Genomic DNA, 14,130 nt, shown 5'->3' on the forward strand with positions numbered 1-14,130 from the left:
CAATAAAAGGAAGACATTTATGAGCTCAGTGATATTAAGGAATGTCAATAAGTCCTACGGCGACATGCCTATTGTGAAGAACCTCAATCTTGAGGTGAAAGACGGCGAGTTCGTTGTTTTAGTTGGGCCAAGTGGCTGCGGCAAAAGTACCACTCTACGCATGGTGGCGGGTCTTGAGGACATTACCGCAGGGGACATTCAAATCGGTACTCGAACCATCAATGATTTACCTCCAAACAAACGCAACATCGCCATGGTGTTTCAAAATTACGCATTGTATCCGCATATGTCAGTGCGAGAAAACATCGTTTTTGGTTTGAAAAAATCAGGGGCAGATGCCGAGACCATTCAACAAAAACTTGCCGATGTATCGACTATGCTCAAGCTGGACGACTATTTGGATCGCAAACCGGCGGATCTATCCGGTGGCCAGCGACAACGGGTTGCCATGGGGCGAGCCCTGGCACGGGATGCGGATGTGTATTTGTTCGATGAACCGTTATCGAATCTAGATGCCAAGCTGCGCCATCATATGCGTACGGAAATTGCGCGCATACAACACCAATACAGCATGACGGCCATTTATGTCACGCATGATCAGATCGAAGCCATGACGTTGGGGGAGCGCGTGGTGGTGATGCGTGATGGCATTGTCGAGCAGGTTGGCTCGCCAATGGACATCTATCTGCAACCGACAAATACCTTTGTTGCCACCTTTATTGGCTCTCCTGCGATGAACTTGATCGAAGCGAAACGGGACGGTGACGATCTGTTAATCGATCAGTATCGACTTCCAGCGTCGAAAATCGCGAATGTGGATTTACACGCTCTCAAATCTCACGACTCGGTGTTGATTGGTATTCGTCCAGACTTTTTTGAAGACAGTGCTTTATCATCCCCCAGTGATAACCTATTTGAATTTAATGATATTAATGTTGAGCTGGTGGAAAACCTCGGCTTTGACAAAGAAATCATGTTCAAACTCGGCGGTGAAGATGCCAAAGCGAGGCTCGATCTACGCTCCCATGTCAAACGCCAAGAAAGCATTTCATTGTCGGTGGATTTAAACCGCGTGCTCTTGTTTGAAACAAGTAAAGAAGGGGGGTTAATTAACAAAGGGGAAGTTTGATGAAGCCCATTCCATTCTAAAGTTTTTCAACTAGCTGGCCACATTCAAAATATAACCCTGTGTATTCGGATTGAAACTGATCCGTATTTTCATTAAACATGATGCTATTGAGAATAAGTGGTAGTGTCTCTGGCAGTGTTTTCTCTGATTCTTTTATCGCTGCAATTGCGAGTAGTTCCGAACCATGGTTGAATAGCAAGGGTATCAGAGCGTCTAGTAAATCGGCATCTTGAAAAATGATTCCCCAAGCTCGATCTTTGTAACCAAAACGAATTGCCTCTATTTTATTTTTTGTATTAATGTTAATAGAGCTTAAATTATTGATTTCATTGCAGAGAAGATCAATATTACGAGCAGGCTCTGGTGACATAAAAAATAGGACTTTTTCTTGGCCAAAATTGGATGCGATTTGGTGCTTTAACAAGCTAATAATAAACCTTTTGGTTTCTATATGACTTTGCTTATCTTCTGACAATTTTAAAGTTTCTGTCATTTCGATGACCTCCCTTTGCTATTATTAATAAGTAACTAGCATAGATTAGTGGTGTTGCTTCCCCCACTGATTTCCTGTACCACAATTCTACTAAATTAGTAACAAATTTCTGTGTCATTCTGTTCGGGAATGCATTTTCTCCACCAGATAATCCACAAAGACTCTGACTCGTGCTGGCATATGTTGTCCGCCAATAAACACTGCATGGATAACTTCCTTGTCCTGCGGGTTGAAGTCTTCCAATAAAGGGACGAGTTGACCCGATGCGAGGGCTTTTTCAATATGAAAGTTCCCCACTCGGGTAATGCCAATGTCCTCCATCACCAGCTCGACCAGCGTTTCCCCATTGTTGGAGGTCATATTGCCTTTGATGGGTAAAATATAGTCTTCGCCGTTTTCACGAAATGGCCAGCCGGGTTCTAGCCGCTGAAAACTAAAATCCAGACAATTAAAATGTTGCAAATCCGCTGGCGTTTTAGGGATTCCTGCTTGTGCTAAATAGTTTGGTGTGGCAATAACCGTTCTACCGGTTTCCCCAAGGCGTCTTGCGGTTAAATTGCTGTCGGGTAGCGGACCAAAACGAATTGCGACGTCAATATGACCATCTGCCACATTGCTAATCTTATCGCTCACTTCGACTTCGATTTTAATATTGGGATAACGCTGCAAAAACTCTTTATATAAGGGAATCATGGTCAAACGGCTATAAGCTGTTGGGGTGCTGACTTTGATTAATCCGCTTGGATTTGCTCTATCAGCGATTGTGCGCTCAGTTTCTTCTAGATCTTTTAAAATACGCCGAGCAGCAAGGGCATAGGATTCGCCCTCACTGGTTAAGTAAAGCTTGCGGGTAGAGCGAACAAGCAGACGAACCCCTAAACGTTTCTCTATTCTTGTCATCATGCGGCTCACTGCCGAGGGTGTGAGCCCCTGTGCTCTTGCGGCGCCACTTAAACTTCCCGTCATGGCAACGGCTAAGAATGTTTCCATCTCGGTAGTTTTATCAACTTTTACTTGCTTCATTTGTGAATCCAATGCAAAACAGAATCGCTTTTTTACCCACTATTCAGGTTTGGGTCGTCTCGTTATATTCCCTAATATCATAAATAAACGGGGATTAATATGAAGATTAACTTTCCATTAATGGCGTTGGCCATGGGCGCTTTTGGAATTGGCGTCACGGAATTTTCTCCCATGGGGATGTTGCCAGTGATTGCCGGGGATTTAGGTGTTTCTATTCCGACAGCTGGCATGCTTATTAGCGCTTACGCGTTTGGTGTATTAATTGGGGCACCTGTTATGACTTTACTGTGTGCAAATATGTCACGACGTCGTTTGTTGGTGTTGTCCATGGGAATTTTTACCGTGGGGAATGCCATCAGCGCCATGGCTGACAGCTACAGTGCGTTGATGGTTGGGCGTATTATCACATCGTTGAATCACGGTATGTTTTTTGGCATTGGTGCTGTCGTTGCCACGAATATAGTACCGCCGAATAAACGGGCGGGCGCCGTTGCCGCGATGTTTTCGGGTCTTACCATTGCCACCATTGGTGGGGTGCCATTCGCCAGTTTTATTGGCACCACATTCGGTTGGCGCAGTGCGTTTTGGGGAATCGCCGCGATTGGTGTAATGGTGATGATAGCGTTACGAGTCAGCTTGCCGCCATTAGTCAATCAAGAGAAGGCGAACATTCGCAATGAGTTAACGGTGTTAAGCAAAGGGCCTGTTTTGGCCGCGCTACTGCTAACGGTGGTGGGAGCCAGTTCGATGTTTACTGTATTCACTTACATTGTGCCTATCTTGCAACAAGAAACCCATGAGTCCACAGCCTTTGTGACCGCTATGTTAGTGCTTTATGGTGCTGGGCTTGCCGTGGGGAATATCCTTGGTGGACGTTATGCGGATCATTCTCTCTATGGGACCTTGATTGCGTCGTTAATCGCGGCGATTTTGCTATTGGTTATTTTTGCAATGGTGATGTCTTCTCCGGTTATGGTGGTACCCCTTATCTTTCTCTGGGGAATAGCCAGCTTTGCGGTGGTTCCACCCTTGCAATCCTTGGTGGTTCACGAAGCCAACGAAGCACCGAACTTGGCATCTGCCATGAACATTGGTGCCTTTAATCTCGGCAATGCGATTGGGGCTGCCTTAGGTGGCGGTGTCATAAGCATGGGGTTGGGTTTGCCTGCAGTCGCGTTAGCCGGTGCGGGAACCGCAGCGCTTGGGTTACTTATGGTACTGGTGTTAAAACGAAGCCCTTCAAACCAAGGTAATGAACAAGTTGCCTCTTCCTAACCAACAAGTGGGGACTGTTTTAGGCGTTCACCAAAGCATCCCCGCGCCAATCTTTGCATTACTTAGTTCTTCGATATGAGGCTAAGTTGTGTTCTTTTTTTTAGTTTTTTTATGAAACACATACAAAAAATAACTTTAAAGCGTGAGAAGCTAACAAGTCGTCTGTAGAACATACGATTGTCTTTACTGTATAAGTTGAGTAGCAATTTGTAATAACTTTTCTAACCGCAATAAAAAAAATAAGTCAACTATTCATTACGTCAGTTTACTTTTTAGGATGTGCCTGCATGATAGATTCAAAGACCCCTTTAACAACACAAGCGCTTTTCAATATCGTCAACGGTTCAACCTTGTTAGCCAGTGGCGGTGGTGGCTCGATTAAAACGGCCTATTCATTTGTTGACCAGATTGCTGGCACGGGTAAAACGATTAATTTGCTATCACTAGATGATATGAATAGCAATTATTATGGTGTGGTGGTAGGGGCGATGGGATCGCCTGAAAGCTTTGAAAAAATAGGTTTAAAAGGAGCAGAGGAAAGAGCTGTTAAGGTTATGCAGGATCTCTGCAAGCCGAAGAAAATCAACTTTACCATTTCCGTTGAAACGGGCTCAAATATTTTTGTCGCAATGCTCGCCGCAGCCAAAACGCTAGACTCTGCTATTGTGGTGGATGCAGATGGGGCGGGGCGTTCTGTTCCGACCTTATCTTGCTTAAGTTATAGCTCAAAAATAAACATTACGCCTTTTGCTGTTCTCAATGCCCCGCATAGTAAAGACAAAGATCCAGTGGAAGGTGATATTGTTTTAAATTTACCCCTCATTAGTGACGAAGACCCAGACGAGTCTGCGAAGAAAAAAGCGCAAGCCAGTATTATTGAAAACATGGTTAGGCCCATCTTATCTTCTAAAGACAGTTTTGATGGGATAGGTGCCATTTCCGGCTGGCTGATGGATGGTAAACAAGCAAAGTCCGCGTTGGTGCCAGGGACGATTTCTATGTCTCAGCGCATTGGAGAGCAACTGAGTGAATACAATGCTGAAGATAAAAATATCATCCCTCGGTTTGCCAGATTTTTAGAAACATTAAACATATCGCTCTACAGTTTATCTGATAACAACACTCCTTTTATCCTTAAAAGTAAAGAGAGTATTTCCCGAGGCGGTTTTGATTTTAATATGCTGGTGTTTACGCAAAGTATTAATGAAGATGAAAAAGAGCTTATTGTTATCAATCAAAATGAAAATTTACTTCTTTGGGATAGTGCTAAAGATCACCCTCTGACGATATGCCCTGATTCAATTTGTATGTTGGGCAAATTAGACAAAATGATAAAAGATAGTATTTTATCTGAATTAAAATCACTTAACTATAAAGAAAGACGAGAGGCTGAGAAGTCCCTTGGGGGATGGCATGGTCTTTCGGTAGAAGATGTTGTTGTTGGGCAAGAAATGTATTTGTTTAGTCTACCATCCCCTGAGGCGTTAAAAAATGATAATAAAGAAGTGTTTTCTGCTTTGGCCAAGCAGTTTGGTTACTTCGGATCGTATGAGCCTCTAGATAAGCTACTGACGAAAGAAAAAATCTAAAGTTCAATAACTGATTACGGTTAGTTTTTCCCATTAATAGAGAGGTTGCATGAAGCTTAGCGAACATTTTGACCAAGAAGAACATAACTTTATCATTAAAGAGTGTCTTTTTCAGTTATGGAATCACTCCAATGATCCTATGTTTATCGTTGCTGTGGAAGAGGATGGTGAATTTTCGCTTTATGATAATAATGCAGCCTCTCGAGAGGCAATGGGAATTGAACTGAATCAAATTTATCATCGTAATAGTCTTCGTGATATGTTTCCCGAGGAACTTGTTGAAGGTTTTTATCGTACTTATCGTACTCCTATCACCAGCAGAAAACCTATCTCAATGGAGCAATATAACGTAAAAAATGGAGAAAATATATTTTACAATACATTGTTAGTACCTATTTTTGATAAGCAAGGTAATCCGATATTTATTTGCGGTATCAGCCATGAAACGACCAAAATCAGGGCCGCCGAAAAAATGGCCGTTGAAGCAAGTGTAAAGCTAAAGGAATACAACGTTGGCCTAAAGCAGATCAATGAGAGTCTAGATGCGAAAGTAAGAGAGCGAACCGCAGCGTTGGAACTTGCGAAAACAGAGCTTGAGGAAGCACTAGAAGCGAAGTCGTCGTTCGTCGCTAGAATGAGCCATGAAATTCGTACACCTATTAACGCGGTTATCGGTTTAAGCGATCTCGCTCTTAATAACTCACCGAATAATAATGAACAGCAAGACTACTTACAAAAGATACGAGATTCTGGCGAAATCCTGCTTAGTTTGGTCAATAATGTACTGGATTTTTCAAAAATAGAAGCCGGTAAGTTAACGGCAGAATCCGTACGGTTTTCAACTGAAAAATTGATCCGAACCACTGTTAATATGAATGCGTTTGGCGCGCATGCGAAAAAACTAGAATTGGTAACGGATATCTCTGATGACATCCCCGAGTATTTGTTAGGGGATCCTCTGCGTATTCAACAAATATTAGTCAACTTAGTGAGTAATGCGATTAAGTTCACCGAGAGTGGAACCATTATTATTCGCTTAAGTTGTACTAAATTGGATGCAGATAGGACTCTATTACAGTTCGACGTTGTTGATTCAGGGATCGGTATGTCACCCGCACAACTCGAACAACTATTCTCTCCCTTCACTCAGGCAGATAACAGTGTCACTCGTGTTTATGGCGGCACGGGCTTAGGGTTAACGATAAGTCGTCAGTTATGTGAGCTAATGAATGGGGAAATCAAAGTCGAAAGTGAACTGGGCAAAGGTTCAACCTTCACTGTCTTATTACCGTTAAAAACCCCTACCGAGCAACCCAAGTTTGAGGTCATTGATTCTGAGAATGCGCTCAAAGTACTTGTCGTCGATGACCATGCTCTATCTCGAGAGATTCTAGCCAAATTATTAGGTGGTTTTGGTATAGAAAGTACCTGTGTAGGGAGTGGTTGGGAAGCTATAGATACTATTCGGCAATCAGATCAATCCGGTATGGCGTTCGATGTGGTTTTTATGGATTGGCAGATGCCAGATATGAATGGAATCGAAGCATCGAAAAAAATAAAAGAGTTATTCAAGGAGTTAGCACCACCTATTCTGATGATATCCGCCTATGAAAAGCATTATATTCAGTCTTACCTAGATACAGGTATCATTCGACAATTTATAGAAAAACCTATTCGAAAATCCACCTTGTTTGATGCTATTAATCAGTTTTTTAGTATTGAAAAAATGGCGGTGGCGAATGAAGAAATAGAATTTATACCTCAACTATCGAAGTTTCATATTTTACTGGTGGAAGATAACCTTATTAATCAGCAAGTCGCATTGGGTTATTTAAAAGGCACTGGTGTTCAAGTAGATTGCGCTGAAAATGGACAAGTTGCCATTGAGAAGATTCAAGAGACGAAGTATGACCTTGTCCTGATGGATATTCAAATGCCTGTTATGGATGGATTAACCACCACCTCATTCATTCGTGATATGAGGCTTGATTATGAGCTTCCTATTATTGCCATGACCGCGCACACATCTTCTGAAGACATAGAAAAGAGTCTTGCTGTGGGAATGAATGACCATATCCCTAAACCTATTCCATCGGACTTGCTTTATCGAATACTGAATAAATACTTAATACAGAGCAGAACAGATAAAAATGAAATCTCTGATTCATTGTCTGAAGAGTTAACTTTAAATGATCGGTTATCTATGCTTTACAAAATAAGTAGTTTAAGAGCGAAAAAGGCGATTTACTCTCTAAAAAGTGATACATCTCTTTATTTGAAAATAGTTCATTCTTTTTGGTCGCAATATAAAGCAATGTTGTCAAACTCTAAAGCCCTATCTCTAACCCTAGATAATCATAGTCTACTAAATGACATACACTCTTTAAAATCCAATGCATCGTATATTGGCGCTGAAGCGATTTCTCAAGATTGCGAAGTGATAGAGCGAAAACTTCTCAATCATGAAGCCATTGATAGCTCTCAGTTAGACGGTATTATCATTAAAATGCGAAGCCTTTTAACCGAGCTTAATCCTGTATTTGGTTTAATTGAGCAAGATGATAATGATTTAGCTCTTCCCCTTAATGTCATACTTGAAAAAGTGTTGGCATTACTGAAGAAAAACGATTTTAAAGTAGAGAGTTATTTTTATACGTTACATCAGAGATTTAAAAATACTGAATATAGAGATGATATAAATAAAATTATTCAGAGTATAACCGACCTTGAATATGAGCAAGCTTCTAATCTTGTTCGCCAACTTTTAATTGAATTATCAGGCAGCTAGAATGTCCCATTCATTTAGTGTTCTTGTTATCGATGATGAAGTGATAAACTTACAAATTATCAGCGATATTTTATGTGACGAAGTAGACATTATAATGGCAAAAAGCGGTGAGCAGGGAGTTCGTAAAGCATTAGAGTTTTCACCAGACTTAATTTTGCTCGATGTTATTATGCCTGATATGGATGGCTTTGAGACAATGAAAAAGCTTAGACAGGATGCTCGCACATGCGATATCCCAGTCATTTTTATAACGGCACTGAATGACATAGATAATGAAGAAAAAGGGCTATTACTTGGGGCAAGTGACTATATTCAAAAGCCAATACATGCTTCGATAATAAAAGCCAGAGTTGCTTTACATCTTAAATTAATAAACCAGCACCGTATATTAGAGCGTTTAAGTACTATAGACCCATTAACTTCTTTGGCAAATCGTCGTAAGTATGAAGAAACGATTCGATCCGAATGGACATTAATGGAAGAGCTTAATCAAACTTTATCCTTAGTGGTTATCGATATTGATAATTTTAAACAATATAACGACTTTTATGGTCATGCTGCTGGTGACGTCGTGTTACAAAGAGTAGCCACTGTTTTAGCTGATAATTTTATTAAAAATAGAGATCTAGTGGCACGGTATGGCGGAGAAGAGTTTGTCGCAATTATGCCAAATACCTTAAAAGAAGAAGCGCTACAGCGTATTAATAAATGTATCGCTGAGGTTCAGGCTATGGCCATTGCATGCAATATAAAAGATAAAAATGTGGTGACCATCAGTGCAGGGGTAGCCTCCATAGCCCCTACGCGACATGCTAAATTTGAAGACTTATTTGCTGCCGCAGATAAGGCCTTATATATGGCAAAAACAAGCGGAAAAAACCAAGTGAAATGGGAACATGTGACTATCAGTGAGACGCCTCAAGGAAGCGGCGATTAAGTGCTTCTTATTGGGCAATTTGAGCCAACTCTCCGGCGCAGTGCCTTTTCATAAAGGCTTGATTCGGTCCCATCGTCTTGGTGTTAGATTGATCAAACAATGCCAAGATAAGGAATCATCTATAGAGGCCAACAGGCATGGCCTTTTGCCTCCCAAAAGCCCTACAATAGCCTTAATGTATTTTATTCAATTAATCTCATTATTTAATGATTAATAATGCTATTAATAAACGAGCCAATTTAGGCTTAGAAGTAAGGGCTAACAATGACCGAAGACCATAAACGTCAGCTAAAACAGAAGCTGTGGAACATTGCCGATGAACTGCGTGGTAAGATGAACGCGGACGAATTTCGCGACTACTGTTTGGGTTTTATTTTCTACAAATACCTGTCTGAACGTTTGGTGAATACCTGTAACGATATTTTAAAAGACGAAGAAGACGCACCACGCTACGAAGACTTGGACGAATCCAATGGGTCGCATCTTGAAATGGTGGAATACCTCAAAGAGGAGATCACCGAAAGTTTAGGCTATTTTTTAAAGCCTTCTGAACTCTTTAGCACTCTTGCCCATCGTGGTGCTCACCAGCAAAAGGACGAGGAGAACAACCAAGATGACGTGGTGATTGATTCCTTCATCATTGGTGATTTACAAGAAGTGCTGAATAATATCGAGCGCTCCACCATGGGCACGGAAAGCGAGGACGATTTCGATCACCTGTTTGAAGAGTTGGACCTCAATGCCTCCCGCCTTGGTCGTGATCCCGATGCCCGTAATGCCCTGATCGCTAAAATCATGTTTCACCTCAACAGCATCGACTTTAAATTGTCCGATAGCGAAAGCGATGTATTGGGAGATGCTTACGAATATCTGATCGGCCAGTTCGCTGCAGGAGCGGGCAAAAAAGCCGGTGAATTTTATACGCCACAAAGTGTTTCAACCATTTTGGCCAAACTGGTCACACACAATAAACAGCGCTTGCAGTCTGTCTATGATCCAACTTGTGGCTCAGGCTCTTTATTATTGCGCGTTCAAAAAGAAGTGGACTATGTAAACCACTTCTACGGCCAAGAAATGAACCGTACCACTTTCAACTTGGCGCGCATGAACATGATCTTGCACGGAGTGAGCTATCGTAACTTTGACCTCAAGCAAGACGACACCTTAGAAAGCCCGCAGCACCTGCATAAAAAGTTCGATGCCATCGTCGCCAATCCGCCATTTTCTGCCAAATGGAGCGCGAAAAAACACTTTGAAACCGATGATCGTTTTGCGTCCTATGGCAAACTGGCTCCTAGCTCCAAAGCGGACTTTGCTTTTGTGCAACATATGTTACATCACCTTAATGATAACGGCACCTTAGCGGTCGTCTTGCCTCATGGTGTGCTCTTCCGTGGCGCCGCCGAAGGCCATATTCGCCGTTATCTGATTGAAGAATGTAATTGGCTCGATGCCGTGATCGGCCTGCCAGCGAATATTTTCTACGGCACTAGCATTCCGACCTGCATCTTGGTGTTTAAAAAATGCCGCGAGAACCCAGACAACATACTCTTTATCGATGCCAGCCAAAGCTTCGACAAAGCCAAAAACCAAAACGAGCTAAAAGCGGAACATATTGAAGACATTATCGCCGCCTACGATAACCGCTTAGACATCGACAAATACGCCCACGTTGCCTGCCTCGCCGAGATTGCAGACAACGACTACAACCTCAACATCCCGCGCTATGTGGATACCTTTGAGGAAGAAGAACTTGTTGACCTAAGCGCGGTAGTCACTGAGTTACAAGCGATTGAACAAGAGATGGCACCGATTGACGAACAGATTCGCCGCTACTGCCAAGAGCTAGGTATCGAAGCGCCATTACCTAAAACCCCATCCGTAGGGGAGGTTTAACGTCATGGAAAAACTGGATCTTACTGCTATAACTAAAGCGATACATACCTTTAAAGTTGCCTTAGATGAATACCAAAAAGACACCAGCAACGAGTTTGTGCGGGATGCCTGTGTCCAACGTTTCGAATATTGCTACGACTTAGCCACAAAGATGATTTCTCGCTACCTCAGCATGGTCGCCGATAATCCTAGCGCGATTAAAGAAATGAGCTTCCAAGATAAAATTCGTGAAGCCTATAACCGCAAACTGGTTCAAAGCAGCTGGGATTCTTGGTGGGTCTATCGGGATAATCGTAATAAAACCTCCCACAGCTACAACCTCAATGTGGTGCTCGACATTATGCAAAGTCTCGATGACTTTTACCTTGAGCTAGTTTACCTACTTAACGCGTTACAACATCAAAACGACACCGAGCTATGAGCCAGACCATCGACATTACACCACACGAACTGAGCATTGTGCTTCAAGTGCTCAAACCCGCTTTGCCGAAAGACAGCAAAGTGTGGGCCTTTGGTAGCCGAGCCAAACACAGCGCCCGCCACAACTCCGATCTAGACCTTGCCATAGATGCTGGTCAGCCACTGGATAATACCGCCCGCATGGCCCTACAAATGGGCTTTGAAGAGGCTCACTTACCCTACACAGTAGACACCGTGGATATGCAAACCGTCGAACCTTACTTTAAGGAGATTATTGACCAACAAAAGAAACCACTGCCTGGATGGGGGAACGTGCCAGAGCTACGGTTTCCGGAGTTTGAGGGCGAGTGGTGTTATGAAAAACTGTCGGCAGTGGCAGAAATATACGATGGAACACACCAAACGCCTAAATATACAGATGATGGAGTACCTTTTGTTAGTGTAGAGAATATTGAAGATATAGAAACCACAAAAAAGTTTATATCCATCAAAGACTATGAAAACGGATTTAAAGTTAAGCCAAGAAAAAATGACATTCTGATGACTAGGATAACTGCTGGTATCATAGGTAGTACTGCTTTAATTAAAAGTGATACTCCTCTAGCTTATTATGTAAGTCTTGCCTTAGTACGTCCCAAACTTTTATTCGCTCCTTTTATGGATTTCAGAATTAATACTGGTTTTTTTAAACATGAATTATATAAACGTATCATTCATGTAGCCTTTCCAAAAAAGATAAACTTGGGAGATATAAAGGAATGTGCTTTTTCATACCCTAAATCTAAGAGCGAACAACAAAAAATCGCGGATTTTCTATCCTCAGTGGATGCGAAGCTTGCCAAGCTAAGCCGTAAAAAAACGTTGTTGGAAGACTATAAACGCGGCCTGATGCAGCAGATTTTTAGCCAGAAACTGCGTTTTAAACAGGACGATGGAAGTGCGTTTCCTGAGTGGGATGAAACGGTGTTAGGAAATCTAGCTAAAATAACTACAGGAAGCTCAAATAGAGAAGACTCCTCTGACTTTGCACAATATACATTCTTTGATCGTTCAGTAGATGTACGAAGAAGTGACAAATATCTATATGACTGTACTGCTATTATTGTTGCCGGTGAAGGAAAAGATTTTGTACCGAGAATTTTCTCTGGGAAATTCGATTTACATCAAAGAGCATATGCCATAATGAAATTTAAGGGATGTATACCTGAGTATATTTATCGCTGGCTACATTTCCACAGAAGTCACTTTTTGAAGTTCTCAGTCGGTTCTACAATGCCTTCTTTGAGGATAGAGTCATTTACTAGATTCCCTGTTAGCGTACCTTGTGAAATAGAACAACAAAAAATCGCCGATTTTCTTTCTTCTATTGACCAAAAAATTGATTTTGTGGCAAAGCAGATTAAGCAGTTAGAGGTCTTTAAAAAAGGGCTGTTACAGAAGCTGTTTGTGTAGCTGCGAGTATTGTAACCCCCTCCCAGCCTCCCCCTTGGCAAGGGGGAGGAGCCGACAGTTCCCTCCCCTTATTTAAGGGGAGGGTTAGGGTGGGGTTAAGTTGGTTGGGTAGACGCAAGGTTTGCAACCCCCTCCCAGCCTCCCCCTTGATAAGGGGGAGGAGCCGACAGTCCCCTCCCCTTATTTAAGGGGAGGGTTAGGGAGGGGTTAAATTGGTTGGGTAGCGGCAAGTTCTGCAACCCCCTCCCAGCCTCCCCCTTGGCAAGGGGGAGGAGCCGACAGTTCCCTCCCTTTATTTAAGGGGAGGGGTGGGGTTAATAAAAAGGAGTCATGGAATGACGAAGGTATTTAATGTCAGCACGACAAAGGATTTACGTGCGAAGTTAAGAACGAATATGACAGAACCCGAAAGGCGTTTATGGCAATGTCTGCGTAAAGGGCAATTGGGACTTAAATTTAGGCGGCAGTTTGGTATTGGCCGCTATATTGTTGATTTTTATTGTCCTGCAAAACGGCTGGTTATCGAATTAGATGGTGACAGTCACTACACTGAGGAAGGGCTGTCGTACGATCAAATGCGAGATCAATATATGGCATCGCTTGGGATACGCGTATTACGTTTTACGAATCTTCAAGTGATGCAAGAGATGGACGCAGTTGTTGATAGTATTCGATATGAGTTAGCGAAGTAACCCCCTCCCAGCCTCCCCCTTGGCAAGGGGGAGGGGAAAAAAGCTCCCTCCCACCTCTTTTAGTAGAAAAGGGCTGGGCTGAGGAATATCGTGTTCCCTCCCCTTATTTAAGGGGAGGGTTAGGGAGGGGTTAAGTTGGTTGGGTAGACACAAGGTTTGCAACCCCCTCCCATCCTCCCCCTTGGCAAGGGGGAGGGGAAAAAAGCTCCCTCCCACCTCTTTTAGTAGAAAAGGGCTGGGCTGAGGAATATCGTGTTCCCTCCCCTTATTTAAGGGGAGGGTTAGGGTGGGGTTAAGTTGGTTGGGTAGACACAAGGTTTGCAACCCCCTCCCAGCCTCCCCCTTGGCAAGGGGGAGGGGAAAAAAGCTCCCTCCCACCTCCTTTAGTAGAAAAGGGCTGGGCTGAGGAATATCGCGTTCCCTCCCCTTATTTAAG

At 42.8% G+C, this 14,130-nt stretch carries 11 protein-coding genes; 9 read left to right on the forward strand and 2 right to left on the reverse strand.

What is annotated here, in order from left to right:
• Positions 1-19 precede the first annotated feature (19 nt).
• A complete protein-coding gene (locus tag AC0VYI_RS01705; RefSeq protein ID WP_475446892.1) occupies positions 20-1,129 on the forward strand; it encodes an ABC transporter ATP-binding protein in 1,110 nt (369 codons plus the stop codon).
• A 16-nt stretch (positions 1,130-1,145) separates the two neighbouring features.
• Here the strand turns inward: AC0VYI_RS01705 and AC0VYI_RS01710 are convergent, their stop codons facing one another.
• Together AC0VYI_RS01710 and AC0VYI_RS01715 are read right to left on the reverse strand one after the other, a co-directional pair.
• Complete coding sequence (locus tag AC0VYI_RS01710) at positions 1,146-1,622, reverse strand: hypothetical protein (protein WP_475446893.1); 477 nt, start codon at positions 1,620-1,622, stop codon at positions 1,146-1,148.
• Between the two features lie 114 nt (positions 1,623-1,736).
• The gene (locus AC0VYI_RS01715; protein ID WP_475446895.1) at positions 1,737-2,645 is read right to left on the reverse strand and encodes a LysR family transcriptional regulator; all 909 of its coding nucleotides are present in this window, start codon (positions 2,643-2,645) and stop codon (positions 1,737-1,739) included.
• Between the two features lie 99 nt (positions 2,646-2,744).
• Here AC0VYI_RS01715 and AC0VYI_RS01720 point away from each other — a divergent pair, with 99 nt between their 5' ends.
• The 8 genes from AC0VYI_RS01720 (at position 2,745) to AC0VYI_RS01755 (ending at position 13,694) form a co-directional block, all read left to right on the forward strand.
• Positions 2,745-3,920 (forward strand): MFS transporter, encoded by a 1,176-nt coding sequence (locus AC0VYI_RS01720; protein ID WP_475446896.1) that lies wholly within the window; start codon positions 2,745-2,747, stop codon positions 3,918-3,920.
• A gap of 287 nt (positions 3,921-4,207) precedes the next feature.
• Entirely contained in the window at positions 4,208-5,509 is a 1,302-nt protein-coding gene (locus AC0VYI_RS01725; RefSeq protein WP_475446898.1) for a DUF917 domain-containing protein, read from the forward strand.
• Positions 5,510-5,558: 49 nt separating this feature from the next.
• Positions 5,559-8,297 (forward strand): response regulator, encoded by a 2,739-nt coding sequence (locus AC0VYI_RS01730; protein ID WP_475446899.1) that lies wholly within the window; start codon positions 5,559-5,561, stop codon positions 8,295-8,297.
• Between the two features lies 1 nt (position 8,298).
• Entirely contained in the window at positions 8,299-9,234 is a 936-nt protein-coding gene (locus tag AC0VYI_RS01735) for a GGDEF domain-containing response regulator (RefSeq protein ID WP_475446901.1), read from the forward strand.
• A 264-nt stretch (positions 9,235-9,498) separates the two neighbouring features.
• Positions 9,499-11,130, forward strand: a complete 1,632-nt coding sequence (locus tag AC0VYI_RS01740; protein ID WP_475446903.1) for a type I restriction-modification system subunit M — start codon at positions 9,499-9,501, stop codon at positions 11,128-11,130.
• A gap of 4 nt (positions 11,131-11,134) precedes the next feature.
• Complete coding sequence (locus AC0VYI_RS01745) at positions 11,135-11,551, forward strand: HI0074 family nucleotidyltransferase substrate-binding subunit (protein WP_475446905.1); 417 nt, start codon at positions 11,135-11,137, stop codon at positions 11,549-11,551.
• The gene (locus AC0VYI_RS01750; RefSeq protein ID WP_475446906.1) at positions 11,548-13,002 is read left to right on the forward strand and encodes a restriction endonuclease subunit S; all 1,455 of its coding nucleotides are present in this window, start codon (positions 11,548-11,550) and stop codon (positions 13,000-13,002) included. Before AC0VYI_RS01745 ends, AC0VYI_RS01750 begins: the two co-directional genes overlap by 4 nt.
• 335 nt (positions 13,003-13,337) lie before the next feature.
• Positions 13,338-13,694, forward strand: coding sequence for an endonuclease domain-containing protein (locus tag AC0VYI_RS01755; RefSeq protein ID WP_475446908.1), 357 nt, complete (start codon positions 13,338-13,340; stop codon positions 13,692-13,694).
• Positions 13,695-14,130: the final 436 nt, after the last annotated feature.

The organism is Marinomonas sp. 63XJN7_9_ISO-PGPR-S23-217 (assembly GCF_056173515.1).

What these genes read in the sequence shown, in the direction of transcription:
- AC0VYI_RS01705 (WP_475446892.1), top strand. Translation starts at nt 20, where the DNA reads ATGAGCTCAGTGATATTAAGGAATGTCAATAAGTCCTACGGCGACATG.
- AC0VYI_RS01710 (WP_475446893.1), bottom strand. Translation starts at nt 1,622, where the DNA reads ATGACAGAAACTTTAAAATTGTCAGAAGATAAGCAAAGTCATATAGAA.
- AC0VYI_RS01715 (WP_475446895.1), bottom strand. Translation starts at nt 2,645, where the DNA reads ATGAAGCAAGTAAAAGTTGATAAAACTACCGAGATGGAAACATTCTTA.
- AC0VYI_RS01720 (WP_475446896.1), top strand. Translation starts at nt 2,745, where the DNA reads ATGAAGATTAACTTTCCATTAATGGCGTTGGCCATGGGCGCTTTTGGA.
- AC0VYI_RS01725 (WP_475446898.1), top strand. Translation starts at nt 4,208, where the DNA reads ATGATAGATTCAAAGACCCCTTTAACAACACAAGCGCTTTTCAATATC.
- AC0VYI_RS01730 (WP_475446899.1), top strand. Translation starts at nt 5,559, where the DNA reads ATGAAGCTTAGCGAACATTTTGACCAAGAAGAACATAACTTTATCATT.
- AC0VYI_RS01735 (WP_475446901.1), top strand. Translation starts at nt 8,299, where the DNA reads ATGTCCCATTCATTTAGTGTTCTTGTTATCGATGATGAAGTGATAAAC.
- AC0VYI_RS01740 (WP_475446903.1), top strand. Translation starts at nt 9,499, where the DNA reads ATGACCGAAGACCATAAACGTCAGCTAAAACAGAAGCTGTGGAACATT.
- AC0VYI_RS01745 (WP_475446905.1), top strand. Translation starts at nt 11,135, where the DNA reads ATGGAAAAACTGGATCTTACTGCTATAACTAAAGCGATACATACCTTT.
- AC0VYI_RS01750 (WP_475446906.1), top strand. Translation starts at nt 11,548, where the DNA reads ATGAGCCAGACCATCGACATTACACCACACGAACTGAGCATTGTGCTT.
- AC0VYI_RS01755 (WP_475446908.1), top strand. Translation starts at nt 13,338, where the DNA reads ATGACGAAGGTATTTAATGTCAGCACGACAAAGGATTTACGTGCGAAG.